Origin of the sequence: Sphingomonas sp. PP-CE-3A-406, assembly GCF_003688625.1 — a bacterium.
Lineage (GTDB): Bacteria > Pseudomonadota > Alphaproteobacteria > Sphingomonadales > Sphingomonadaceae > Sphingomonas.
In genome coordinates this window covers 1,322,824-1,345,685 of sequence record NZ_RCWY01000001.1, presented here as the reverse complement: position 1 = coordinate 1,345,685, position 22,862 = coordinate 1,322,824, and the positions used below count along the sequence as shown (strand labels likewise).

General features: G+C 66.1%; 23 protein-coding genes. 20 read left to right on the top strand and 3 right to left on the bottom strand.

What is annotated here, in order from left to right:
- Positions 1–3: 3 nt before the first annotated feature.
- Positions 4–627 carry a glutathione S-transferase family protein gene (locus C8J44_RS05910; RefSeq protein WP_121903645.1) on the top strand — a complete coding sequence of 208 codons (624 nt, stop codon included), beginning with the start codon at positions 4–6 and terminating at the stop codon, positions 625–627.
- A gap of 229 nt (positions 628–856) precedes the next feature.
- Here the strand turns inward: C8J44_RS05910 and C8J44_RS05905 are convergent, their stop codons facing one another.
- Positions 857–2,194 (bottom strand): dicarboxylate/amino acid:cation symporter, encoded by a 1,338-nt coding sequence (locus C8J44_RS05905; protein ID WP_121903644.1) that lies wholly within the window; start codon positions 2,192–2,194, stop codon positions 857–859.
- A gap of 71 nt (positions 2,195–2,265) precedes the next feature.
- Between C8J44_RS05905 and C8J44_RS05900 the strand changes: the two genes are divergently transcribed.
- Both C8J44_RS05900 and alaS read left to right on the top strand, forming a co-directional pair.
- Positions 2,266–3,546 carry a Xaa-Pro peptidase family protein gene (locus tag C8J44_RS05900; protein WP_121903643.1) on the top strand — a complete coding sequence of 427 codons (1,281 nt, stop codon included), beginning with the start codon at positions 2,266–2,268 and terminating at the stop codon, positions 3,544–3,546.
- 351 nt (positions 3,547–3,897) lie between these two features.
- Positions 3,898–6,549 carry an alanine--tRNA ligase gene (alaS, locus tag C8J44_RS05895; RefSeq protein ID WP_121903642.1) on the top strand — a complete coding sequence of 884 codons (2,652 nt, stop codon included), beginning with the start codon at positions 3,898–3,900 and terminating at the stop codon, positions 6,547–6,549.
- 280 nt (positions 6,550–6,829) lie between these two features.
- Here the strand turns inward: alaS and C8J44_RS05890 are convergent, their stop codons facing one another.
- Positions 6,830–8,470, bottom strand: a complete 1,641-nt coding sequence (locus C8J44_RS05890; protein ID WP_121903641.1) for a thiamine pyrophosphate-binding protein — start codon at positions 8,468–8,470, stop codon at positions 6,830–6,832.
- A 104-nt stretch (positions 8,471–8,574) separates the two neighbouring features.
- On the opposite strand from C8J44_RS05890, the gene C8J44_RS05885 reads away from it, so the two are divergent.
- The 16 genes from C8J44_RS05885 (at position 8,575) to nadA (ending at position 21,655) form a co-directional block, all read left to right on the top strand.
- Positions 8,575–9,285 carry a CoA transferase subunit A gene (locus C8J44_RS05885; protein WP_121903640.1) on the top strand — a complete coding sequence of 237 codons (711 nt, stop codon included), beginning with the start codon at positions 8,575–8,577 and terminating at the stop codon, positions 9,283–9,285.
- Positions 9,286–9,530: 245 nt separating this feature from the next.
- On the top strand, positions 9,531–10,409 hold the full coding sequence (locus C8J44_RS05880; protein ID WP_404969188.1) for an HAD family acid phosphatase: 879 nt from the start codon (positions 9,531–9,533) through the stop codon (positions 10,407–10,409).
- On the top strand, positions 10,409–10,717 hold the full coding sequence (locus tag C8J44_RS05875; protein WP_183128705.1) for a DUF5076 domain-containing protein: 309 nt from the start codon (positions 10,409–10,411) through the stop codon (positions 10,715–10,717). The genes C8J44_RS05880 and C8J44_RS05875 overlap by 1 nt, the downstream gene beginning before the upstream one ends.
- Positions 10,717–11,352, top strand: a complete 636-nt coding sequence (locus C8J44_RS05870; protein ID WP_121903638.1) for a 3-oxoacid CoA-transferase subunit B — start codon at positions 10,717–10,719, stop codon at positions 11,350–11,352. The genes C8J44_RS05875 and C8J44_RS05870 overlap by 1 nt, the downstream gene beginning before the upstream one ends.
- Positions 11,352–12,035, top strand: a complete 684-nt coding sequence (locus C8J44_RS05865) for a glutathione S-transferase family protein (RefSeq protein ID WP_121903637.1) — start codon at positions 11,352–11,354, stop codon at positions 12,033–12,035. Before C8J44_RS05870 ends, C8J44_RS05865 begins: the two co-directional genes overlap by 1 nt.
- On the top strand, positions 12,035–12,937 hold the full coding sequence (locus C8J44_RS05860) for an alpha/beta hydrolase (RefSeq protein ID WP_121903636.1): 903 nt from the start codon (positions 12,035–12,037) through the stop codon (positions 12,935–12,937). The genes C8J44_RS05865 and C8J44_RS05860 overlap by 1 nt, the downstream gene beginning before the upstream one ends.
- A gap of 232 nt (positions 12,938–13,169) precedes the next feature.
- Positions 13,170–14,390 carry a hypothetical protein gene (locus tag C8J44_RS05855; protein ID WP_121903635.1) on the top strand — a complete coding sequence of 407 codons (1,221 nt, stop codon included), beginning with the start codon at positions 13,170–13,172 and terminating at the stop codon, positions 14,388–14,390.
- A 90-nt stretch (positions 14,391–14,480) separates the two neighbouring features.
- Positions 14,481–15,932, top strand: coding sequence for a 3-isopropylmalate dehydratase large subunit (gene leuC / locus C8J44_RS05850; RefSeq protein WP_121903634.1), 1,452 nt, complete (start codon positions 14,481–14,483; stop codon positions 15,930–15,932).
- Positions 15,933–16,029: 97 nt separating this feature from the next.
- On the top strand, positions 16,030–16,659 hold the full coding sequence (gene leuD, locus C8J44_RS05845; protein WP_121903633.1) for a 3-isopropylmalate dehydratase small subunit: 630 nt from the start codon (positions 16,030–16,032) through the stop codon (positions 16,657–16,659).
- Complete coding sequence (locus tag C8J44_RS05840) at positions 16,622–17,620, top strand: NADPH:quinone oxidoreductase family protein (RefSeq protein ID WP_183128704.1); 999 nt, start codon at positions 16,622–16,624, stop codon at positions 17,618–17,620. The genes leuD and C8J44_RS05840 overlap by 38 nt, the downstream gene beginning before the upstream one ends.
- Before the next feature lie 112 nt (positions 17,621–17,732).
- Entirely contained in the window at positions 17,733–18,056 is a 324-nt protein-coding gene (locus C8J44_RS05835; RefSeq protein ID WP_056047222.1) for a DUF1476 domain-containing protein, read from the top strand.
- A gap of 1 nt (position 18,057) precedes the next feature.
- Positions 18,058–18,288, top strand: a complete 231-nt coding sequence (locus tag C8J44_RS05830) for a BolA family protein (RefSeq protein WP_056420018.1) — start codon at positions 18,058–18,060, stop codon at positions 18,286–18,288.
- A 23-nt stretch (positions 18,289–18,311) separates the two neighbouring features.
- Positions 18,312–18,635 carry a Grx4 family monothiol glutaredoxin gene (gene grxD, locus C8J44_RS05825; protein WP_107957228.1) on the top strand — a complete coding sequence of 108 codons (324 nt, stop codon included), beginning with the start codon at positions 18,312–18,314 and terminating at the stop codon, positions 18,633–18,635.
- A gap of 428 nt (positions 18,636–19,063) precedes the next feature.
- Positions 19,064–19,921, top strand: coding sequence for an MBL fold metallo-hydrolase (locus tag C8J44_RS05820; protein ID WP_121903631.1), 858 nt, complete (start codon positions 19,064–19,066; stop codon positions 19,919–19,921).
- Complete coding sequence (locus C8J44_RS05815; protein WP_056047231.1) at positions 19,903–20,628, top strand: DUF4230 domain-containing protein; 726 nt, start codon at positions 19,903–19,905, stop codon at positions 20,626–20,628. Before C8J44_RS05820 ends, C8J44_RS05815 begins: the two co-directional genes overlap by 19 nt.
- A gap of 28 nt (positions 20,629–20,656) precedes the next feature.
- Positions 20,657–21,655, top strand: coding sequence for a quinolinate synthase NadA (gene nadA / locus C8J44_RS05810; protein ID WP_121903630.1), 999 nt, complete (start codon positions 20,657–20,659; stop codon positions 21,653–21,655).
- A 4-nt stretch (positions 21,656–21,659) separates the two neighbouring features.
- Here nadA and C8J44_RS18400 read toward each other — a convergent pair whose 3' ends face one another.
- A complete protein-coding gene (locus C8J44_RS18400; RefSeq protein ID WP_183128703.1) occupies positions 21,660–21,809 on the bottom strand; it encodes a hypothetical protein in 150 nt (49 codons plus the stop codon).
- 162 nt (positions 21,810–21,971) lie between these two features.
- On the opposite strand from C8J44_RS18400, the gene nadC reads away from it, so the two are divergent.
- Positions 21,972–22,835 (top strand): carboxylating nicotinate-nucleotide diphosphorylase, encoded by an 864-nt coding sequence (gene nadC / locus C8J44_RS05805; protein WP_121903629.1) that lies wholly within the window; start codon positions 21,972–21,974, stop codon positions 22,833–22,835.
- Positions 22,836–22,862: the final 27 nt, after the last annotated feature.

The following is a 22,862-nucleotide window of genomic DNA, read 5'->3' as shown; positions in this document are numbered from 1 at the left end:
CGCATGATCATCGTCCACCACCTCGAAAACTCGCGATCGCAGCGGATTCTCTGGATGCTCGAGGAACTTGGCCTCCCCTACGAGATCAAGCGCTACGAGCGGAACAAGGCAACGATGCTCGCCCCGCCCGAACTCAAGAAGGTCCACCCCCTCGGCAAGTCGCCCGTGATCGAAGATGACGGCCAGGTGGTCGCCGAAACGGGCGCGATCGTCGAATATCTCGTCGACAAGGCGGACGGCAAACTCGGCGCCCCCGCCAACCGCGCCGATGCGCTACGCTACCGCTTCTGGCTCCACTACGCGGAAGGCTCGATGATGCCGCCGCTGCTCCTGAAGCTCGTCCTCGCGCGCATCCCGATCCTGGGGAAGGCAGCGACCAAGAAGATCCAGCCGATGATCGACGTCCACCTCGACTATGTCGAGTCCGAGCTGTCGCAGCGTCCCTGGTTCGCCGGCGCCGAGATGACAGCCGCCGACATCATGATGAGCTTCCCCCTCGAAGCCGCGCGAAGTCGTGGTGGGCTAAACGAGTCGCGGCCTGCGACGATCGCGTGGCTGGCGAAGATCCATGCGCGGCCGGCGTATCAGGCGGGGCTAAAGAAGGGCGGGCCGTACGCCTACGCCTGAGGGCTGCAGATTGGAAACTGCATCGAGGCTGAGAACGCAACCTTTCCCCAAACACCACCCCGGCGAAAGCCGGGGCCCAATTGGAAAGGTTGGAGTAACGCGGTGCGGCGGTCATCATTAGCGTCGCCCAATTGGACCCCGGCCTTCGCCGGGGCGGTACTCCTTTATTAAACTGCCAGCGTGGAAGGGCATCCCTGAAAAGTTAACGGCTCAAGATCGTCGTCCAACCTCAAACCTGCCCCGGCCCGATCTTCTCGTAGCTGTCCACATCCACCTTCGGCCCGTGCCCGGTCGGCGCATGCGGGAAATCCCGATCGGCGGGCTCGCGCTCATCAAGCCCACCCTCCCATTTCGCCACCACGGTCGCCGCCACTGCATTCCCGATCACGTTCGTCGCCGACCGCCCCATGTCCAGGAAATGATCCACCGCCAGGATCAGCAGGATCCCAGCCTCCGGGATCTTGAACATCGACAGCGTCCCCGCGATCACCACGAGCGATGCGCGAGGCACCCCCGCAATGCCCTTCGACGTCACCATCAGCACCAGCAGCATCGCGATCTGCTGCCCGATCGGCATGTGGATGCCGTAGGCCTGCGCGATGAACAGCGACGCGAACGTCATGTACATCATCGACCCGTCGAGATTGAACGAATAGCCCAGCGGCAGTACGAAGCTCGCGATCCGCGGCGGCACGCCGAACCGGTCGAGCGCCTCCAGCGTCCGCGGATACGCCGCCTCCGACGATGCCGCCGAGAAGGCGAGGATCAGCGGATCGCGGATATACCGCACCAGCAACCGCGTCCGCGGCCCGATCAGCAGGAACGCGATCCCGATCAGCACCGCCCAAAGCAGCGCCAGCCCGATATAGAAGCTCAGCATGAAATAGCCGAGCTGGCCGAGGATGGTCGGCCCCCGCTCGGCGAGCGTCGCGGTCACCGCCGCGAACACCGCGAACGGCGCGAACCGCATCACGTAGTTGGTGATCTGGAGCATCACCGCGACCAGCGCCTCGATCGCCTTGACCAGCGGCGCGGCCTTCTCGCCGACCGCGGTGATCGCGACGCCGACAAACACCGAGAACACGACGATCTGGAGGATCTCGTTGCCCGCCATCGCCGCGATCATCGAATCGGGGACGATATGCGTGATGAACTTGGCGAGATCGAACGCCGCGCGGTCGACGCCGCTCGACGCGGTGGCCGGCGGGATCGCGAGCGCGAGTCCGACGCCCGGCTGCAATACGTTGACGAGGATCAGGCCTAGCGTGAGCGACAACAGGCTCGCGCAGATGAACCAGCCGAGACTGCGCAATCCGACCCGCCCGAGCGCACCGGTATCGCCCATATGCGCGATGCCCACGACCAGCGTCGAGAACACCAAAGGCGCGATGATCATCTTGATCAGCCGCAGGAACAGCGTCGTCACGATCGAGAAATAGCCGGCGATGTCCTTCAGCCGTTCGGCGGACTCGGCCGTGCCGTTGTCGATCGACGCGTTCAGGATCCAGCCGACGACCATCCCCGCGACGAGGCCGAACAAGATGTAATAGGTTAGCCGCTTGGCCATTAATCGCTCCCGAGAATTGCCGACAGGGAAGGGGATTGCGGCGCCCGGGTCAAGGACCCTATCGTCCGGCGATGTCGACCGCACGCCACAAGCCCGCCTTCAGCCCATCGCGCCGCGACCTGCTGAGCCTCGCCATCGCGGCGCCGTTGCTGTCGACCAGCGCGATCCTCCGCGCCGCCGAACCGGACCTGTCGACGCTGTCCGACATCACCGGCACGACGAGGCCGATCGACGCCACCGAACGCGCCGCGCGGCTGGTCCGCGCGCAATCGCTGATGAAGGCGGCGGGCATCGGCGCGGTGCTGATCGAGCCGGGATCGTCGATGATCTACTTTTCGGGCGTCAGTTGGTGGCGCAGCGAACGGCTGACCGCGATGATCCTCCCGGTCGAAGGAGAGCCGTGCATCGTCACGCCGTTCTTCGAGGAGCCATCGGTCCGCGAGACGCTCGCCGTCCCCGCCGAGGTCCGCGTCTGGCAAGAGGACGAGAATCCGCTCGCCGTGGTCGCCGGCTTCCTGCGCGACCGGAGGCTCGCCGCGCTGCCGATCGGCCTGGAGGCGGAGGTGCGCTACTTTGCCTATGCCGGACTCGCGCGGGTCCTGCCTGACGCCAAGATCGTCTCCGCCGACCCGGTGGTCCGCGCCTGCAGGATGATCAAGACCCCCGCCGAGATCGCGCTGATGCAGGCGGCGACCGAGGTCACGCTGGCGGCGTATCGCTGGACGAAGCCGCGCGTCGAGAAAGGCATGACCGGCCCCGAGATCGGCGCGCTCATGAACGCCGCGACGCGCAAGCTTGGCGGTGCCCCCGAATTCGCGCTCGCGCTGATCGGCGAAGCGTCCGCCTATCCGCACGGCAGCCGCGAGATCCACCGAGTTGCCGACAGCCAAGTCGTGCTGATGGACTGCGGCTGCACCGTGCAGGGCTATCAGTCCGACATCTCGCGCACCTGGGTCCACGGCACGGCGACCGCGGATCAGCGCAAGACATGGGATCAGGTCGCCCGCGGCCAACAGATCGCGTTCGCCGCCGCCAAAATAGGCGCACCCGCCGGCAGCATCGACGACGCGGTCCGCCGCGAGTACGAAGCGCTCGGCTACGGGCCGGGGTACAAGCTCCCCGGCCTGTCGCATCGCACCGGCCACGGCATCGGCATGGACGGCCACGAACCCGTCAACCTCGTTCGTGGTGAGGCGACCAGGCTGGCGGCGGGGATGTGTTTCTCCGACGAACCGGGCATCTACATTCCCGGACGGTACGGCGTGCGGATCGAGGATTGTTTCCACATGACCGATGCGGGCCCGAAATGGTTCAGCGAGCCGCCCAAGTCGCTGGATGCACCGTTGGGATAGGCTGGTTGCCGGGGATAGCTACGCTCACCGTGCGCGCCACCACCCCGGCGAAGGCCGGGGCCCAGTTGGAAAGGTGGTAATAATCGAGCGCAGTCCTTCGTTAGCCACGTTCCTCAACTGGGCCCCGGCCTTCGCCGGGGTGGTGTTACTCTTGTTGAATTGCAGCACTCCCTTGTTCTCCCGCGAAGGCGGGAGCCCAGTCTGGATCCCCGCCTTCGCGGGGAAACAAGCTCTCTTCGTTTCAATCGGATGCGTGCAGCGCGGGCATTCGCCGCCGCCACCCTTCTCTACTGCACGGCCCTTCACACACCCGACTTGAGCGAACCGCCCCGCTCGCCTAAGTCCCCGCGCATGACATCGACGAACGACATCCGCCGCGGCTTCCTCGACTATTTCGGATCGCAGGGGCACCAGATCGTGCCCTCCGCACCGCTCGTGCCGCAGAACGACCCGACGCTGATGTTCGTCAACGCCGGGATGGTGCCGTTCAAGAACGTCTTCACCGGCCTCGAATCGCGCCCCTACACCACCGCGACCTCGTCGCAGAAATGCGTCCGCGCCGGCGGCAAGCATAACGATCTCGACAATGTCGGCTACACCGCGCGCCACCACACCTTCTTCGAAATGCTCGGCAATTTCTCGTTCGGCGATTATTTCAAGGAGCAGGCGATCGTCCACGCCTGGACGTTGCTCACGCGCGAATGGGGCCTGTCGCCCGACAAGCTGACCGCCACCGTCTACCACACCGACGACGAGGCGTTCGATCTCTGGAAGAAGATCGCCGGCCTCCCCGATCACCGCATCATCCGCATCCCGACCAAGGACAATTTCTGGTCGATGGGCGACAACGGGCCGTGCGGGCCGTGCTCCGAAATCTTCTACGACCACGGCGACCACATCTTCGGCGGCCCTCCCGGCAGCCCCGACGAGGACGGCGATCGCTTCGTCGAGATCTGGAACCTCGTGTTCATGCAGTATGAGCAGGAGAATGCCGAGATCGTCGGCAACCTGCCGAAGCCGTCGATCGACACCGGCATGGGGCTCGAGCGCATCGCGGCCGTCATGCAGGGCGTCACCGACAATTACGACACCGACACGTTCAAGGCGCTGATCGCCGCGTCGGGCGCACTGACGCACACCGCGACCGATGGCGCCAACACCGCCAGCCACCGCGTGATCGCCGATCACCTGCGCACCGCCGGCTTCCTGATCGCCGACGGCGTGCTGCCCGCGAGCGAGGGCCGCGGCTATGTCCTGCGCCGGATCATGCGCCGCGCAATGCGCCACGCGCACATCCTCGGCGCCAAACAGCCGCTGATGCACCGGCTGGTCCCCGCGCTCGTCACCGAGATGGGTGCCGCGTACCCCGAGCTGTCGCGCGCCCGTCCGCTGATCGAGGCGACCCTCCAACAGGAGGAAACGCGCTTCCGCCAGACGCTCGACAAGGGGCTGAAGCTGCTCGACGAAGCAACCACCGGGATGACTGATGGCACGCTCGCCGGCGACGTCGCGTTCAAGCTCTACGACACCTACGGCTTCCCGTACGACCTGACCGAGGACGCGCTGCGCGAACGCAACATCGCGGTCGATCGCGACGGCTTCGACACCGCGATGGCCGAGCAGAAGCGCGCCGCTCGCGCCGCCTGGAAGGGCTCGGGCGCGAAGGCCTCGGACGACGTCTGGTTCGATATCGTCGAGCAGACCGGCGGCACCGAATTCCTCGGCTACGCATCGGATACCGGCGAGGGTGAGGTCGTCGCGCTGGTCAAGGACGGCGCGCGCGTCGACCACGCCACCACCGGCGATACGGTCTCGATCGTCGTCAACCAGACGCCCTTCTACGGCGAGAGCGGTGGCCAGGTCGGCGATGCCGGCCACATCTCCAACGACACCGGCCTGCGCGCGAACGTCACCGAGACGTCGAAGCAGCTCGGCCGCGTGTTCGTCCACCATGCGATCGTCGACGCCGGCGAGATCAAGGTCGGCGACCCGGTCAAGCTCCAGATCGACGTCGCGCGCCGCGCACAGATCCGCGCCAACCACTCCGCGACACACCTCCTTCACGAGGCCTTGCGCGAACGCCTCGGCACGCATGTCGCGCAGAAGGGGAGCCTCGTCGCGCCCGACCGCCTGCGGTTCGACTTCTCGCAGCCGGTCGCGATGACCCCCGCCGACATCGCGCAGGTCGAGGCCGACGTGAACGCACAGGTCCGCGGCAACGGCGCGGTGACGACGCTGCTGATGACCCCCGACGACGCGATCGCGATGGGCGCGATGGCGCTGTTCGGCGAGAAATACGGCGACGAGGTCCGCGTCGTGTCGATGGGGTCGACCGACGAGGGCACCTACTCGATCGAACTCTGCGGCGGCACGCACGTCAACGCGCTCGGCGATATCGGCCTGTTCAAGGTCGTCGGCGAAGGCGCGGTTTCCAGCGGCATCCGCCGTGTCGAAGCGCTCACCGGCGAAGCGGCGCGCGCGTACCTTACCGGCCGCGACGATCGCCTCCGCGAGACGGCGGCAGTGCTGAAGTCGACCCCCGACGAGGTCCCGGCGCGCGTCGCATCGCTGCTCGAAGACCGCCGCCGCCTCGAACGCGAACTCGCCGACGCGAAGAAGGCGCTCGCGCTCGGCGGCGGTGGTTCGGGCGAAGCGGCAGGGCCGGAGCAAGTCGGCGGCGTCGCGTTCATCGGCCAGGTGCTCAACGACTTCGAAGCCAAGGGCCTGCGCGGCGCGGTCGACGAAGCCAAGCAGCGCCTGGGCTCCGGCATCGCGGTGATGGTCGCAATCAACGACGGCCGCGCTTCGGTCGCGGTCGGCGTGACGGCGGACCTTGTGGCGAGCCACAACGCGGTCGACCTGCTCAAGATCGCGGTGGCCACGCTAGGCGGGCAGGGCGGCGGCGGCCGTCCCGACATGGCGCAGGGCGGTGGCCCCGATGGCGACAAGGCCTCAGATGCCGTCGCTGCGGTGCGCGCGAAACTGGAAACGATGGGCGCCTGAAACTCGCCGACGCCGCACACTAACCCCAAGCAATGTTCCCCCGCGGACGCGGGGGCCCAGCTAAATACCGTTAGCTGGGCCCCCGCTTTCGCCGCGGCAACAGACTGCGCTGATGAAGTCGCCCGCTACAACTATCTCCACCCCGGCGAAGGCCGGGGCCCAGTTGGAAAGGTGGCAATAACGGAGCGCGGTCCTTTGTTATCGCCGTCCCCCAACTGGGCCCCGGCCTTCGCCGGGGTGGTGCTCGTGTCGAGCGTTCGGCATCACTTCTGGATACGGCTCAGTCCCCACGCACCCTCGCCAGCGTAGTCCCAGCGGTAATCGCCTCGATATCCGTCACCACATGCAGCAACCGAACCCCAGACCGCGCCATCGCACGGTCGAGCGCCCCCGCAAATTCATCCGTCCGGGAAACAGTCTCCGCCCAACACCCATAAGCCCGCCCCAGCGCGGCAAAGTCCGGATTGTGCAACCCAGTCCCCGACACCCGCCCCGGATACTCCCGCTCCTGGTGCATCCGGATCGTCCCATACCCGCCATTATCCACCACCAGCACCAGCATGTCCGCGCCATGCGCGACCGCGGTAGCCAGTTCCTGCCCGTTCATCAGGAAACACCCGTCGCCAGCGAGCGCAACCACCGTCCGCTCCGAATGCCGCAACGACGCCGCGACGGCAGCCGGCACGCCGTACCCCATAGCTCCAGCGGTCGGCGCAAGTTGCGTCCCCGGACCGGCATACGCCCAGTACCGGTGCCACCAGCCCGAGTAATTCCCCGCCCCGTTGCAGAGGATCGCATCCGCTGGCAGCCGCTCGCGCATCGCCGCCACGCAAGGCCCGAGGTCCATCACCAGATTCCGCGGCGCCGGCGTCGACCAGTCGAGCCACTCCGCATGCGCCTCCGACCCGGCAGTGCGCGGCGGCAGGTCGACCGCCAGCAACGCCTCCGCAAACTCCGCCATCCCCGCACATACCGCGACATCCGCGCGGTACGCCCGGTGCAACTCATTCGGATCGGGATGCACGTGGATCAGCCGCTGCCCCGGATGATCGGGCGTGATCAGCGCATACCCATCGGTCGTAGCCTCCCCCAGCCGCGGCCCGACCACCAGCAGCAGATCCGCCGCCTTCACCCGCTCGACCAGCTTCGGATTGGGCCCATACCCCAGGTTCCCAGCCCACACCGGACAGTCGTTCGGAATAGCATCCTGCCGCCGAAACGCCGCAGCCACCGGAATGCCGTTACGATCCGCCCAGGTCGAGAACGCCCCAGACGCCGCGACATCCCAGCCCGCACCCCCAACGATTGCCACCGGCCGCTCCGCCGTCGTCAGCAGATCGGCGAGCAGGTCCATCGTATCGGCATCACACCCTTGCGCCACCCGCTCGACCCGCGGCCGATCGACCGCGTCGACCACGTCCAGCAGCATGTCCTCGGGCAGCGCGAGCATCACCGGCCCCGGCCGCCCCGACATCGCCGTCGCATACGCGCGCGCGACATATTCCGGGATCCGCCGCGCATCGTCGATCCGCGCCGCCCACTTCGCGATCGGCGAAAACATCGCCTGGAAATCGATCTCCTGGAACGCCTCGCGATCGCGCGTGCCGCGGTCGATATCGCCGACGAACAGGATCATCGGCTGCGAATCCTGCATCGCGACGTGCACGCCGATCGACGCGTTGGTCGCGCCCGGCCCCCGCGTTACGAACGCCACCCCCGGCCGATGAGTCAGCGTCCCGTCCGCGCACGCCATGAACCCGACACCGCCCTCCTGCCGACACACCACCAGGTCGATCGCGGGCGTATCGTGCAGCGCGTCGAGCACGGCCAGGAAGCTTTCCCCCGGCACCGTGAAAATGCGGTCGCACCCTTGTGCGATGAGTTGATCCACCAGAATGCGGCCGCCGGTACGCTGGGTCATGCAAATCTCCTCGCCGCATCCTAGCCGGGCGGCGCGCGCGAAGTCGAGGCGTTGCCGTCGCTGCCGCCGCGCTTTATGCGAGGCGAAAGACCTGAGGAGGATGCATGGCGAACAAGCGCTACACCGATGCGGCAACGGCACTCGAAGGCGTGCTGTTCGACGGCATGACGATCTGCGCGGGCGGGTTCGGGCTGTGCGGCATCCCCGAGCGGCTGATCGACGCGATCGAGGCCTCGGGCGTGCGAGACCTGACGATCGCCAGCAACAACGCCGGGATCGACGGGCAGGGCCTCGGCAAACTGCTCCGCTCGCGCCAGGTGAAGAAGATGATCTCGTCCTATGTCGGCGAGAACAAGGAATTCGAGCGGCAATATCTCAGCGGCGAACTCGAGGTCGAGTTCTGCCCGCAGGGCACGCTCGCCGAACGCTGCCGGGCAGGGGGGGCGGGCATCCCGGGCTTCTACACCAAGACCGGCGTCGGCACGCAGGTCGCCGAGGGCAAGGAAACCAAGGTCTTCGACGGCCAGGACTACATCCTCGAACGCGGCATCCGCGCCGATCTCGCGATCATCAAGGGCTGGAAAGCGGACGAAAGCGGCAACCTCATCTTCCGCAAGACCGCGCGCAACTTCAACCAGCCGATGGCCACCGCGGGCAAGATCTGCGTCGCCGAGGTCGAGGAGATCGTCCCCGTCGGCAGCCTTGATCCCGACACGATCCACCTGCCGGGGATCTACGTGAAGCGAATGATCGTCGGTGCGCCGTACGACAAGCAGATCGAATTCCGCACCGTCCGCGAGCGTGCGACGGCGTGACGCTGTTTCGGTTTTCCTGGAAAGGCTGGAGCCCGGCATGGCAGGAACTGTCTGCGTTTCGGGGCGGTGGCGGCCATCAAACCGCTCCGTCACCCCGGACTGGTTCCGGGGTCCACGGTTCCGCCAACCAAATGCTCTCGATCGTGCGGCACCGTGGATGCCGGAACGAGCCCGGCATGACGGAGGGTAGAACTGTGCCGACTCAGGCTGAACGTCGATCCGTTCCAGGATCACGGGCGGTGCGGGTGGTATCCTGGGCCCCTGCGTTCGCAGGGGCACTGGCGCTTCAAGGCTGCGTCAGCGTCTCCGCGCCGACCTCGATCGCAGCGACGCCGACTGTCTCCGCGCCCGTCACCGTCGACGGCGTCCCAGCCGGCATGCAGTATCTCTACGCCTCGGGCGAAGCCGCCGCGGTCAGCATCCAGGCCTGGAACGCGCTCGTCGGCTACGTCCGCACTCAACGCACTCCAACCTCCGTCGTCCTCGCCCAAGGCGCCTCGCTAGCCGCCCCCGCCTGGACCACCTGCGGCACCAAGCCAAAAGCCGCGGTCTTCGACGTCGACGAAACCGTGCTTCTCAACCTCGGCTTCGAATACGACGCGTCCTCCGGCCAACCCTGGTCCGACCCGCGCTGGCAGGACTGGGAGCGCACCGGCGTCAAGCAGGTCGCCCCCGTCCCCGGCGCGCTCGCCGCGCTCAACCAACTCCGCGCGATGGGCGTCACCGTGATCTTCAACACCAACCGCTCCGCCGCCAACGCCGCACAGACCGAGGCCGCGATCGAAGCCGCAGGCCTCGGGCCCGCGCGCCACGGCGAGACGCTGTTCCTCGCCGGCGACGACGCGATGGGCTCGAAGAAGGACGGCCGTCGCGCAACGATCGCCGCAAAATACTGCGTCATCGCGATGGGCGGCGACCAGCTCGGCGATTTCAGCGACCTCTTCAACGCCGGCCAGACCCCCGCCGCGCGGCGCGCCGCCGTCCAGTCGCCAGTGATCGCCGCGAAATGGGGCGCAGGGTGGTTCGTCCTCCCCAACCCGGTCTACGGCACCGCGCTGAAAGGCAACCGCGACGAGGTATTCCCGCCAGCAGTCCGCTGGGCCCCGACAGGAGGCGTACGCTGATGGCCGACCACCCAAACGCGATCGCGCTCGACAAGGGCGCGCAACTCACCAGCGAATCGGTCGAGGTCGCGCGCATCTGGATCACCAACGGCGCCGGCAGCAACGTGCTGATCGACGCGGGCATCCTCGAGGATCCGACCGTGTTCGGCTACCTTCTCGCCGACACGATCCGCCACGCCGCGCGCGCCTATGCGGGCACCTGGGGCCTAGAGGAGGACGCCGCGTTGCAGGCGATCGTCGACGGCGTCGGCACCGAGCTCCGCGAACAATTCACGACCATCACCACCATCCAGGAAGGAATGCACTGATGCCCTGGGACCGTAACCAGATGGCCGCGCGCGCGGCGCAAGAACTGAAGGACGGCTATTACGTCAATCTCGGCATCGGCATCCCGACGCTGGTCGCGAACAACATCCCCGAGGGCATGACCGTCACGCTCCAGTCCGAAAACGGCATGCTCGGGATCGGTCCGTTCCCGTACGCGGGCGAAGAGGACGCCGACCTGATCAACGCCGGCAAGCAGACGATCAGCGAACTCCCTTCGTCGGTGTATTTCAGCTCGTCGGACAGCTTCGCGATGATCCGCGGTGGCCATATCGACCTCACGGTGCTGGGCGCGATGGAGGTCAGCGAAGGCGGCGACATCGCCAACTGGATGATCCCCGGCAAGATGATCAAGGGCATGGGCGGCGCGATGGATCTCGTCGCGGGCGTCAAGCAGATCATCGTCGTGATGGACCACAATGCCAAGGACGGAAGCCCCAAGTTCATCCCGTCGTGCACGCTGCCGCTGACCGGCAAGAACGTCGTCGACATGATCGTCACCGACCTCGCCGTGTTCCAGCGTCCCGATCACGACAGCCCGTTCAAGCTGGTCGAGATGGCGCCCGGCGTCACCGCGGACGAGATCGCCGCGAAGACTACCGCGCGCTACACCGCCTGATGCGCTACACCCTCGTCACCGCGAACCGCAATTACTCGAGCTGGTCGCTGCGCCCCTGGGTCTTGATGAAGGCGCTCGGCATCGACTTCGAGGACCGGATCGAGCCGTTCCTGGAGCCCGTCAATTACGAGGCGTTCCGCGCCTTCTCGCCGACCGGGCAAGTGCCGGTGCTGATCGACGGCGAGCGGACGGTATGGGACTCGCTCGGCATCGTCCTCTACCTCGCCGAGCGTCATGACGGCGTCTGGCCGGTCGACGCCGAGGCACGCGCGTGGGCGATCTGCGCGACGGCGGAGATGCATGGCGGGTTCTCCGCGCTCCGCAACGAGCGGACGATGAACGTCGGCGTCCGCGTGAATGCCGCCCCTGGTAGCGACGCGCTCGACCGCGACGTCGCGCGGATCGCCGAACTCTGGAGCGAGGGACTCGATCGGTTCGGTGGCCCCTGGCTCGCCGGCGCCGAGTTCACCGCCGTCGATGCCTTCTACGCGCCGGTCGCGTTTCGCGCCCGGACCTACGGGATCGACGTCGGTGCGGCTGGCCTCGCCTGGGTCGAGCGGATCATCGCGCACCCGGCGATGCGCGAATGGGAAGCGACAGCGCTGGCCGAGACATGGCGCGAGGAAAGCCACGAGGCCGACCTCGCCGCTTGCGGATCGATCACCGCGGACTTCCGCCGCTGATGCGCCGCGCCGCGATCGTCATAGCGCTGATCGTCATCCTGATCGCAGGCACGGCGTTCACCGCGGGCCCCGGCACGCTCAGCGTCCTCGACGGCGTAATGGGTGGCGGTCGCGGCACCGCGCGCATCCGCGAAGGCGTCCCGTTCGGCACGCACGGCCAGAAGCTCGACGTCTGGCGCCCGTCTGGTGGCGCGAAGACCGGCCTGCCGGTGTTGATCTTCTGGTACGGCGGCGGCTGGGTCCACGGCTCGCGCGGTGCCTATGCGTTCGCCGCGCGCGCCTATGCGAAGGCGGGTTACGTCGTCGTCATGCCCGACTACCGCAAAGTGCCGGACGTCCGCTTCCCCGCTTTCCTCCAGGACGGAGCCGAAGCGGTAAAGTGGACCCGCGACCACATCGCACAGTCCGGCGGCGACCCGAACCGGATCGCCGTCGCCGGCCACTCCGCCGGCGCCTACACCGTCGCGATGCTGACGCTCGACCAGCGCTGGCTGAAGGCGGAGGGCGTCGACCCGCACATCATCAAGGCCGCGGTCGGCCTGTGCGGCCCGTACGACTTCTACCCCTTCACCGCCAAGCGCGCGATCGACGCGATGCAGGGCGCCGCCGAGCCGGTGATGACCCAGCCGATCCACTTCGCCCGGGCGGACGCCCCGCCGATGCTGCTGATCACCGCCGGCGACGACACGCAGGTCAAGCCGCACAACGCGATCAACCTCACCGCGCGGCTGAAGGCACTCGGCGCGCCGGTAACGCACATCGATTACCCCGGTTTGAGCCACGAGAACGTCGCGATGGCGCTCTCGAAGCCGTTCCGCGGCAAAGCACCGGTGCTCGCCGATAGCGTCGCGTTCCTGAACCGCGTACTCGACGTAACGGCGAGCGCCCCCGCCGTCCGCTAAGAATTTCGATAGTTCGCACCTCCAGCCATATCGGACACGATACTATTGGATTCGTTGATGCTACTGTCGCGACAGAGATCCTTAATGATCCTGTAATGCTTCATAATGGACGCTGTCGTCGTTGACGATAGTAACCAAAGAGTCCGACCTTGCAGATGGCGCTGGAACGTCGGGAGAGGATCTGTAATCTTTGCCTGGTGTATATCTGCGTCTTTTTCCTGAAAGGAAAGTCATGTCAGATCCCGGCACGGTTCTCGATACGGTGAACGCAAAATGGTACAATACGCTGGCCAAGGAGCTCAACCTGTCGGTGGAGGAGTTCCAGCTCTGCCAGGGTGACGTCATCCTGCCGCGGACGACCGATGAACTCTGGGACATGATGGACGCGCTGCCCGCCGACACGGTTATCCAATATTATTCGCCCGACACGCTGGTCAGCCTTTCGAGCCAATACACCTCGCTGCTGTCGTTCGTTCAGGCTTCGAGTGTGGCGGATCTGAACAAGGCGATGGGCGCGGACAACACGAAGTCCTGGGCCGCCGCGAAGAGCGCCTATTTCAAGGCCAATCCCTCCGCATTCAGCGATTCCGCGATCGTTCTGCAGACCGCGTTGCAGAATCTGTTCCAGAACTGGTCGATGGCGGAATTGGTGCCGAACCCCGGATCCGCTGCGCAATGCTATACGCTGTACCGCGCCGGATTCGAGAATCCGATCTACATCGCGCAGGAGTTGCAATTGAACCTGCCGCTCGGCGGCCCGGCGGCATTCAACCAGACCTATGAAGGGGTACTGGGCGACATCGGCGTCGCACCCAGCGTGAATTTTACGATGGAGTCGGCCCAAGCCTCGTCGGACATCAGCAATTCCTGGGCGAACAGCAGCAGCTCGACCGGCGGGACGTACTTCTATTCCAAGTCGAGCAGTTCGGCATCGACAGATTTCTCACAGACGTTCGCCTCGTCCTCCTTCACGGTCGCGGTGTCCTACGATCATTTCATCAACGTGGCGGCGCTGCCGCTCTCCGGTGAATCGATCGACGCCGACAAGACGACCTATCTGCCGTGGTATTATGGCGCCGCACTGGCCTACGCCTACAACAACAAGACGGCCGCGGTATGGACCGATCTGACGCAGTGGGATGCGCTGTTCGGTCCCGAGGGGTCGATGCAATATGTCGTCACCAGCTTGATCATCGCCGACGGTACGTCGACGATAACGACATCGTCGCAGGCGTTCAGTACCGCGGAGCAGACCTATGCCACAGCGCAGAGCAACGAGGGCTATGGTTGCTGGCCCTATTACGTCAGCAACAGCTCCGACAGCACGACCAATACGAGCACGACGTTCAATGCGTCCAGCAATCTGGTCGTGACGACGACATCGGCGCTCGGCAATCCGATCGTCGTCGGTGTCCTGGTGTCGTCCGTGAAGGATCTCGCGCAGGACGCATAGGCTGAATGCGGCGATGTCTGCATGGATCAAGGCCGATAGTTGCGCCGGGGCTTTGCCCGGGCGCAACTATCGGTTAAACGCCCGCCCATCATGGCCACTCTGCAAACGCTGTACGAAAAGATCTGGGCGGCGCACGTCGTCGAACGCCGCGACGACGGCACCTGCCTGATCTATATCGACCGCCACCTCGTCCACGAAGTCACCAGCCCGCAGGCTTTCGAAGGTCTCCGCGTCGCAGGCCGCAAGGTCCGCCGCCCCGACCTGACGCTCGCCGTCCCGGATCACAACCTCCCGACCACCGCGCGGAAAGACGCCGCCGGTCGCGTCCTGCCGATCGCCGATCCCGAAAGCGCGCAACAGCTCGACGCGCTCCGCCGCAACACCAGCGAGTTCGGCATCGATTATATCGACGCGACTGCGATTGAGCAGGGCATCGTCCACGTCGTTGGCCCGGAGCAGGGCTTCACGCTCCCCGGCACCACGCTGGTCTGCGGCGACAGCCACACCTCCGCGCACGGCGCACTCGGCGCGCTCGCGTTCGGAATCGGCACCAGCGAGGTCGAGCACGTCCTCGCCACGCAGACGCTGTTGCTCTCGCAGGCCAAGACGATGGAAGTCCGCGTCGACGGCGAGCTCGGTTTCGGCGTCAGCCCCAAGGACGTCATCCTCGCGATCATCGGCAAGATCGGCGCAGCCGGCGGCACCGGCCACGTCATCGAATTCACCGGCAGCGTCATCCGCGCGATGTCGATCGAGGGTCGCCTGACGATCGCCAACATGTCGATCGAGGCGGGCGCGCGGGCGGGCCTGATCGCGCCCGACGACACGACCTTCGCGTACCTCAAGGGCCGCCCGATGGCCCCGACCGGCGAGAACTGGGACAAGGCCGTCACATGGTGGCGCAGTCTCGCCACCGACCCCGGCGCGCGTTACGACAAGTCCGTCACGCTCGACGCCGCTGACATCGCTCCCGGCCTCACCTGGGGCACCAGCCCCGAGGACGTCGTGCCGATCACTGGATTCGTCCCCGAACCATCGAGCTTCGCTGATCCCGCCAAGCAGGCCGCCGCGCAGAAGTCGCTCGATTACATGGGCCTCACCGCCGGCACCGCGATGCGCGACGTGCCGATCCAGCACGTCTTCATCGGCAGCTGCACCAATAGCCGCATCGAGGATCTGCGCGCCGCTGCGGCGATCGCCGACGGTCGCCATGTCGCGACCGGCGTCCGCGCGCTCGTCGTCCCCGGATCGGGACTCGTGAAGCGGCAGGCTGAGGCTGAAGGGCTCGATCGGATCTTCATCGCCGCCGGTTTCGAATGGCGCGAGCCGGGCTGTTCGATGTGCCTCGCGATGAACCCGGACAAAGTCCCTGCGGGGGAGCGTTGCGCTTCCACGTCGAACCGTAATTTCGTCGGCAGACAGGGTCCCGGAGCGCGCACGCATCTGGTATCACCCGCGATGGCGGCGGCGGCGGCGGTGACCGGTAAGCTGAGCGACGTCAGAGAGTTGATGGGGCGTGATATGATAGGGGTGGGAGCATGAAGAAGGTTTTCGTACTGCTGGCAGCTGGCGCGATGATCAGCGGCGTCGCGGCCTATGTCGCATCGGCGCGTGTGGTTCCGGAGCGCACGGAACAGCGATGACCCCCGTCACGACCGTCTCGGGCCGCGCCTATCCTTGGGGCGCGAAGAACATCGACACCGACGTCATCATCCCGGCGCACTGGCTGAAGACGATCACGCGCACCGGCCTCGGCCGCGGCGCGTTCGAGACGGTTCGCGCGCAACCCGGCAACATCTTCGACGACCCGCGCTATGCCGGGTCGCCGATCCTCATTGCCGGCAGTAATTTTGGCTGTGGCTCCAGCCGCGAGCATGCCGCGTGGGCGCTCGCCGACATGGGTATCACCGCGGTGATCGCGCCGAGCTTTTCCGACATCTTCTCGGGCAACGCGTTCAAGAACGGCATCGTCCCCGTCGTGCTTCCTCAGGAGGCGATCGACCGCCTGCTGGAGGTTGCCAAGGATCAAACCGTCACCGTCGATCTCGAGACGATGACCGTCACTACCCCGTTCCAGGATCGCTTCACCTTCGAACTCGACGCATTCCGTCGCCAGTGCCTCATGGAAGGGCTGGACGAAGTCGGCCTGACGCTGGCAAGGGATACCCAGATTTCGAAATTCGAGGAGGCGGTCGCATCGAATCGCCCCTGGACGACGGTGGAGAGCGGGTATGCGAGCATTGGTGTCGAAGGCGGTCGGCGGACCTGAAACTCTGGAAATGGTCGAGCTGCCCGATCTGGTAGCCGGCCCCGGACAGGTCGTCGTCGCGGTCAAGGCCTGCGCGATCAACTTCCCCGACGTCCTGATCATCGAGGACAAATACCAGTTCAAGCCACAGCGCCCGTTCGCACCGGGCGGCGAGATCGCCGGCACGATCGACTCGATCGGCGAGGGCGTCACCGGCTGGGAAGTCGGCGACCGCGTCATCGCGATGCTCGGTCACGGCGGCTTGTGCGAGAAGGTCATTGCCGATCCCGCCAAGCTCTACCGCCTCCCCGAAGGCCGCAGCTTCGCCGAGGGCGCCTCGCTGATCCTCACTTACGGCACGACGATCCACGCACTGCTCGACCGTGGCCATATCAAGGCGGGGCAGACCCTGCTCGTGCTCGGCGCGGCCGGCGGGGTCGGGCTCGCCGCGATCGAACTCGGCAAGGCGTTCGGCGCGAAGGTCGTCGCCGCGGTCTCGTCCGAGGAAAAAGCCGCCGCCGCCAAGTCCACCGGTGCCGACGAAACGCTGATCTACGCCCGCGCCCCGTTCGACAAGGACCAGTCGAAGGCTCTTGCCGAACAGTTCAAGGCCGCAGTCGGTCGCGACGGCGCACACGTGATCTACGATCCGGTCGGCGGCGACTATGCCGAACCTGCGCTCCGATCGATCGCGTGGGACGGCAAGTATCTCGTCGTCGGCTTCCCCGCCGGCATCCCGAAACTCCCGCTCAACCTCACGCTGCTCAAAAGCTGCGACGTCTGCGGCGTGTTCTGGGGCGCGTTCGCGGCGCGTGATCCGAAGGCGAACCAGGCGCATATCGAAACGCTGTTTGACCTGTGGGAAGCCGGAAAGATCGCCCCGCGCGTCACGGAGGTTTTCGCGTTCGAAGACGGCGGCAAGGCGATCGCCAAGATGGCCGCCCGCGGCGCGATCGGTAAGCTGGTGGTCGAAGTCGGCTGACCTCGGCGCCTGCGCCGAGGTTCGCGACACCTGGTTCCACGGCCATTATTGCGCATGCGCGGTCCGCGACCTATCTCCGGCTGGATACACGGCTGTACCGGGGACTTGCGCAATGACCAGTTTCGACGATCGCGAACGCGCCAGCGAGGCGCATTTCGCGCGCGAGGAGGAGATGGCGTTCCGCATCACCGCGCGGCGCAATCGCCTGCTCGGCGGCTGGGCGGCGCATGAGATGCAGCTCACGCCGGAAGAAACCGACGCCTATGCCACCGCGCTCGTCCATGCCGACATGGAAGGCGGCGGCGACGACGACGTCGTACGCAAGCTCGTCGGCGACCTGACCGCAGCCGGGCTCGATCACGACGAGGCGACCGTCCGCCGCGCGCTCGCGCAGCAGATGATCGAAGCGCGCCGCCAGTTGCTGGAGGCACAATAAGATGCCGATGGCCGCCGATGACATCGCGACGATGATCCGCGACGCTATTCCCGATGCACAGGTCGAGATCACCGATCTCGCCGGTGACGGCGATCACTACGCCGCCAAGGTCGTTGCACCGAGCTTCGCCGGCATGAGCCGCGTGAAGCAGCACCAGGCGGTCTACGCCGCGCTCGGCGGCCGCATGGGCGGCGTCCTGCACGCGCTCCAGCTTACCACCGCAATTTCCTGAGGACCCCGGAGATGACCCAAGACATGACCGACGACACGAACGCCCGCATCGACGCGGTTGTCAAAGCCAGCCCCGTGGTATTGTTCATGAAGGGCAGCCCGCTGTTCCCGCAGTGCGGCTTCTCCAGCCGCGCGATCGCGATCCTCAACCATCTCGAAGTCGAGTTCGAGAGCGTCGACGTGTTGCAGGACCAGGGCATCCGCCAGGGCATCAAGGCCTATTCGGACTGGCCGACGATCCCGCAGCTCTACGTCGACGGCGAGTTCGTCGGCGGCTCCGACATCATGATGGAGATGTACGAAAGCGGTGAGCTGGCGCAGCTGTTCGAGAAGCAGAAGACGGTCTGAAGTTTCCGCTGGGGGCGGGGCGAAGCATCCGGGGATCACCTCGGCTAGCATGCCTCACCCCACCCCCGTCATCCTGACGAAAGTCAGGATCCAGAGCCACGAGGTGCTGCGTCCCGTTACCCTGGATCCTGACTTTCGTCAGGATGACGGGAAAACCGATCGATGCATCTTAATCCTGAGAGGCACCGGGGAGGGCGGACCGATGCGAGACCGGACGGTAGCGATCGATCCACCCTGCTTGAACGCCGCAGCGTTCGGTGACGTGACAGACGATGCAGTGCGCGTGCCAGAACACGGTATCCCACCGATCTACGCCACATATGTTAGTTAATTGCCGAAGCGTCGATCCGCGATGTGTAAGATCCGCCGACACTGCTGCCTGATGACAGGGTATTGCCATCTCCGCGCGCAGCGGCCATCTCGGTCGCATGGCTGAGCACCCGACCGGTATCCCGATCCAGCTCGAGCCGCTCGTCGTTCGCGTGCTCGCGCCCAATCCGTCGCCCTACACCTACACCGGTACGCAGACGCATATCGTCGGCACGACCGATCTGGCGGTGATCGATCCCGGCCCCGACGATCCCGCGCACATCGCCGCGCTGATCCGCGCGATCGACGGCCGCCCCGTCACCGCGATCGTCGTCACGCACCATCATCGCGATCACAGCCCCGCGACACGCCCGTTGCAGGCGATCACCGGCGCGCCGATCGTCGGCGCCGCGCCGTTCGATATCGACACCGCACACGCGCGTGGCGATGCCTCGTTCGATGCCGCCTACGCGCCCGATCGGGTGATGGCCGACGGGGACACGATCACCGGCGAAGGCTGGACACTGGAGGCGATCGCGACGCCCGGCCACACTTCGAATCATCTCGCCTTCGCTCTGCCCGAGACCAACGCGCTGTTCTCCGGCGATCACGTGATGGGCTGGTCGACCACCATCGTCTCGCCCCCCGATGGCGATATGGCGGCGTATATGGCGAGCCTCGAAAAGCTGATGCGCCGCGATGACCGCGTCTATTATCCCGGCCACGGCGAAGCGATCGACAAGCCGCAGCGGCTGGTCCGCGGCATGCTCGGCCATCGCAAACAGCGCGAGGGGCAGATCCTGCGCTTGGTGCGGAGCGAGCCGCAACCGATCGGACGGATGGTGGCCCAGATGTACGTCGGGCTCGACGCGCGGCTCACGCCCGCGGCCGAGCGATCGGTGCTCGCGCATCTCTACGACCTGCAAAACCGTGGCTTGGTGATCGAGGAAGGCGAAACATGGCAGATCAAGATTTGAATGCGCCGAATACCGGTTCCGGTGTCGGTGGCTTCCTTGCCAAGGCGGCGGGGTTCGTCGTCATCCTCGTGCTCGCCGGCTTGCTCGCGCTGTGGGGCGTGCAGCGCTATGTCAGCGATCGTCTGACCCCTGATCCGACCACGATCGCCAGCGCCAGCCTGGAGGGCCTGCGCGAGCAGAACCGGCTGTCCGCGTTCGCCGCGCGCTATGTCGCGGTCGTCACCTCCAAACAGTCGCAGCTCGGCTTCACCACCGAGAAGACGCTGATCATGCCCGGCATGGTGCGGTACGAGGTCGACATGGGCAAGCTCACGCAGGCCGACGTCGCGTGGGACGGCGCCACCAAGACGCTGGCGGTACGCCTGCCCGCGGTCGAGGCGGACGGCCCGCAGGTCGATCTCAACGCGGTCCGCGAATATGGCTCGGGCGGCGTGCTGACCACTTTCACCGATGCCGAAAAGCGGCTCGACGATGCCAACCGCCGTGCCGGCCAGATCGAGCTGATCCGGCAGGCGCGCGAACCGGCGATGATCAAGCTCGCCCGCGACGCAACCCGCCGTGCGGTGGAGCGCAGTTTCGCGATGCCGTTGCGCGCCGCCGGGATCGACGCGACCGTCGCGGTGCGCTTCGCCGACGAGCCGGTCGCAAACGGGGAGCGCTGGGACACCTCGCGCTCGCTGCAGGACGTGCTAGGGAACCGCCAGTAAACGCGATCGGGCTATTCGGGATACGACGATGGAATTGAACCAGAACTTTGCGGGTATCGACATCCGCGCCGAGATCGAGCGCCTCCGCAAGGAGAAGAACGCGGTCATCCTAGCGCATTATTACCAGAAGCCCGAGCTTCAGGATCTCGCCGATTTCGTCGGCGACAGCCTCGATCTGTCGCGCAAGGCGGCGGCCACCGATGCCGACGTCATCGCGTTCTGCGGCGTCCGCTTCATGGCGGAGACCGCGAAGATCCTCTCGCCCGACAAGATCGTCGTGCTCCCCGACATGGACGCCGGGTGCAGCCTGGAAGATAGTTGCCCCCCCGAGCAGTTCGCTGCGTTCCGCGCCAAACATCCCGATCACATCGCGCTGACCTACATCAACTGCTCGACCGAGGTGAAGGCGCTCTCCGACATCATCGTCACGAGTTCGTCGGCGGACACGATCCTCGCGCAGATCCCGCCCGAGCAGAAGATCATCTTCGGCCCCGACCGTAACCTTGGCGGCTATCTCGCGCGGAAGACCGGCCGCGACATGCTGCTGTGGCCGGGCGTCTGCATCGTCCACGAGGCGTTCAGCGAGACCGAGCTGATGAAGCTCAAGGCGCAGCATCCCGGCGCGCCCGTCGTCGCGCATCCCGAATGCCCGCCGATCATTCTCGATCACGCCGACTATGTCGGCTCGACGCGCGGCATCCTCGACTACGCGCTGGCGATGCCCGGCGATACGCTGATCGTCGCGACCGAACCGCACATCATCCACCAGATGGAAAAGGCGTTGCCGAACAAGCGCTTCATCGGCGCGCCGGGTGCGGACGGCAATTGCAACTGCAACATCTGCCCGTACATGGCACTCAACACGCTGGAAAAACTCTACGTCGCGCTGCGCGATCTCAGCCCGCGAATCGAGATCGAGGAAGGCTTGCGGCTTCAGGCCAAGAAGAGCCTCGATGCGATGCTGCGTATGGCCTCGAACACCGTCGGCAAGGGCGATCTCGGCCCGGCGAGCAACGGACGAGGCTGAACGATCAGGCCTCGGGCGTTGGCTTCGGCAGCTGTGCCAGCGCCTGGTCAATATGGATGGCGGCGACCGTCAACTCGAGCGTATCGGCCAGCACGAGCGCCTCACTGAGCAATTGGGTCAGGCGAGCGGTATCGGCGATAGTCTTGGTATGCATCGGTCGTTCCTTGGTATCGAGCAGGCAAACTCGCCTGCGCGCATTCGGTTCCAGGGCGAAAATGGTTCGTGCACAAACGGTTGCGGTGGTTCGCTGGTCCCGCAACACAGGCATCGGCCAGCGCGCGCGCATGACCGACACGCATTTATTGGGAGTCCTGAAATGAACGCAGCATTGCCGAAAACCGGCTTACCCGCTTCTTTCGCCGTCGATGCATTCGTCGCGGCCACGCTGGCCGAAGACCTCGGGACGGTCGGCGACATCACGTCGAATGCGGTCATCCCCGCCGACGCGCGATTCACCGGCGTCATGGACAGCCGCGACCCGATCGTCGTTGCCGGGCTGGATCTCGCCGAGGCGTTCTTCCGGACGCTCGATCCCGATGTCCGTATCGAACGACTGGTGCAGGACGGACAGCAGGTCGCGGCGGGGACGATCCTGATGCGACTCGAAGGGGCGGGGCGGGCAATGCTCACCGCCGAGCGGTCGGCGCTGAATACCGTCCAGCATCTGTCGGGGATCGCCACCATGACTCGCGGCTATGTCGACGCGATCGCAGGCACCGGCGCGATCCTGCTCGACACGCGGAAGACCATCCCCGGCCTGCGCGTGCTGGAGAAATACGCGACCCGGATGGGCGGCGCGCAGAACCATCGGATGGGGCTGTGGGATGCCGCGATGATCAAGGACAATCACGTCGCGGTCGCCGGCGGCGTCGCCGAAGCGGTGCGCCGGGCCAAGGACGCCGGGATCGCGCACATCATCGTCGAGGTCGACCGGATCGACCAGATCGCACCCGCGCTCGAAGCAGGAGCCACGCATCTCCTGCTCGACAACATGCCGCCGGCGATGTTGCGCGAGGCGGTTGCGCTGGTCGGCGGGCGCGTGCCGACCGAGGCGTCGGGCGGCGTCAATCTCGACACGATCCGCGCGATCGCCCAGACCGGCGTGACCTATGTGTCGGTCGGCCGCTTGACGCAGTCGGCACCCGCGGCGGATATAGGCCTAGATTTCACGACGGCATGACCGGCTCGCCCGGCGCGTCCCGGTCGC

Coding starts and splice junctions, on each gene's coding strand:
- C8J44_RS05910 (WP_121903645.1), top strand. CDS start 4: ATGATCATCGTCCACCACCTCGAAAACTCGCGATCGCAGCGGATTCTC.
- C8J44_RS05905 (WP_121903644.1), bottom strand. CDS start 2,194: ATGGCCAAGCGGCTAACCTATTACATCTTGTTCGGCCTCGTCGCGGGG.
- C8J44_RS05900 (WP_121903643.1), top strand. CDS start 2,266: ATGTCGACCGCACGCCACAAGCCCGCCTTCAGCCCATCGCGCCGCGAC.
- alaS (WP_121903642.1), top strand. CDS start 3,898: ATGACATCGACGAACGACATCCGCCGCGGCTTCCTCGACTATTTCGGA.
- C8J44_RS05890 (WP_121903641.1), bottom strand. CDS start 8,470: ATGACCCAGCGTACCGGCGGCCGCATTCTGGTGGATCAACTCATCGCA.
- C8J44_RS05885 (WP_121903640.1), top strand. CDS start 8,575: ATGGCGAACAAGCGCTACACCGATGCGGCAACGGCACTCGAAGGCGTG.
- C8J44_RS05875 (WP_183128705.1), top strand. CDS start 10,409: ATGGCCGACCACCCAAACGCGATCGCGCTCGACAAGGGCGCGCAACTC.
- C8J44_RS05870 (WP_121903638.1), top strand. CDS start 10,717: ATGCCCTGGGACCGTAACCAGATGGCCGCGCGCGCGGCGCAAGAACTG.
- C8J44_RS05865 (WP_121903637.1), top strand. CDS start 11,352: ATGCGCTACACCCTCGTCACCGCGAACCGCAATTACTCGAGCTGGTCG.
- C8J44_RS05860 (WP_121903636.1), top strand. CDS start 12,035: ATGCGCCGCGCCGCGATCGTCATAGCGCTGATCGTCATCCTGATCGCA.
- C8J44_RS05855 (WP_121903635.1), top strand. CDS start 13,170: ATGTCAGATCCCGGCACGGTTCTCGATACGGTGAACGCAAAATGGTAC.
- leuC (WP_121903634.1), top strand. CDS start 14,481: ATGGCCACTCTGCAAACGCTGTACGAAAAGATCTGGGCGGCGCACGTC.
- leuD (WP_121903633.1), top strand. CDS start 16,030: ATGACCCCCGTCACGACCGTCTCGGGCCGCGCCTATCCTTGGGGCGCG.
- C8J44_RS05840 (WP_183128704.1), top strand. CDS start 16,622: ATGCGAGCATTGGTGTCGAAGGCGGTCGGCGGACCTGAAACTCTGGAA.
- C8J44_RS05835 (WP_056047222.1), top strand. CDS start 17,733: ATGACCAGTTTCGACGATCGCGAACGCGCCAGCGAGGCGCATTTCGCG.
- C8J44_RS05830 (WP_056420018.1), top strand. CDS start 18,058: ATGCCGATGGCCGCCGATGACATCGCGACGATGATCCGCGACGCTATT.
- grxD (WP_107957228.1), top strand. CDS start 18,312: ATGACCGACGACACGAACGCCCGCATCGACGCGGTTGTCAAAGCCAGC.
- C8J44_RS05820 (WP_121903631.1), top strand. CDS start 19,064: ATGGCTGAGCACCCGACCGGTATCCCGATCCAGCTCGAGCCGCTCGTC.
- C8J44_RS05815 (WP_056047231.1), top strand. CDS start 19,903: ATGGCAGATCAAGATTTGAATGCGCCGAATACCGGTTCCGGTGTCGGT.
- nadA (WP_121903630.1), top strand. CDS start 20,657: ATGGAATTGAACCAGAACTTTGCGGGTATCGACATCCGCGCCGAGATC.
- C8J44_RS18400 (WP_183128703.1), bottom strand. CDS start 21,809: ATGCATACCAAGACTATCGCCGATACCGCTCGCCTGACCCAATTGCTC.
- nadC (WP_121903629.1), top strand. CDS start 21,972: ATGAACGCAGCATTGCCGAAAACCGGCTTACCCGCTTCTTTCGCCGTC.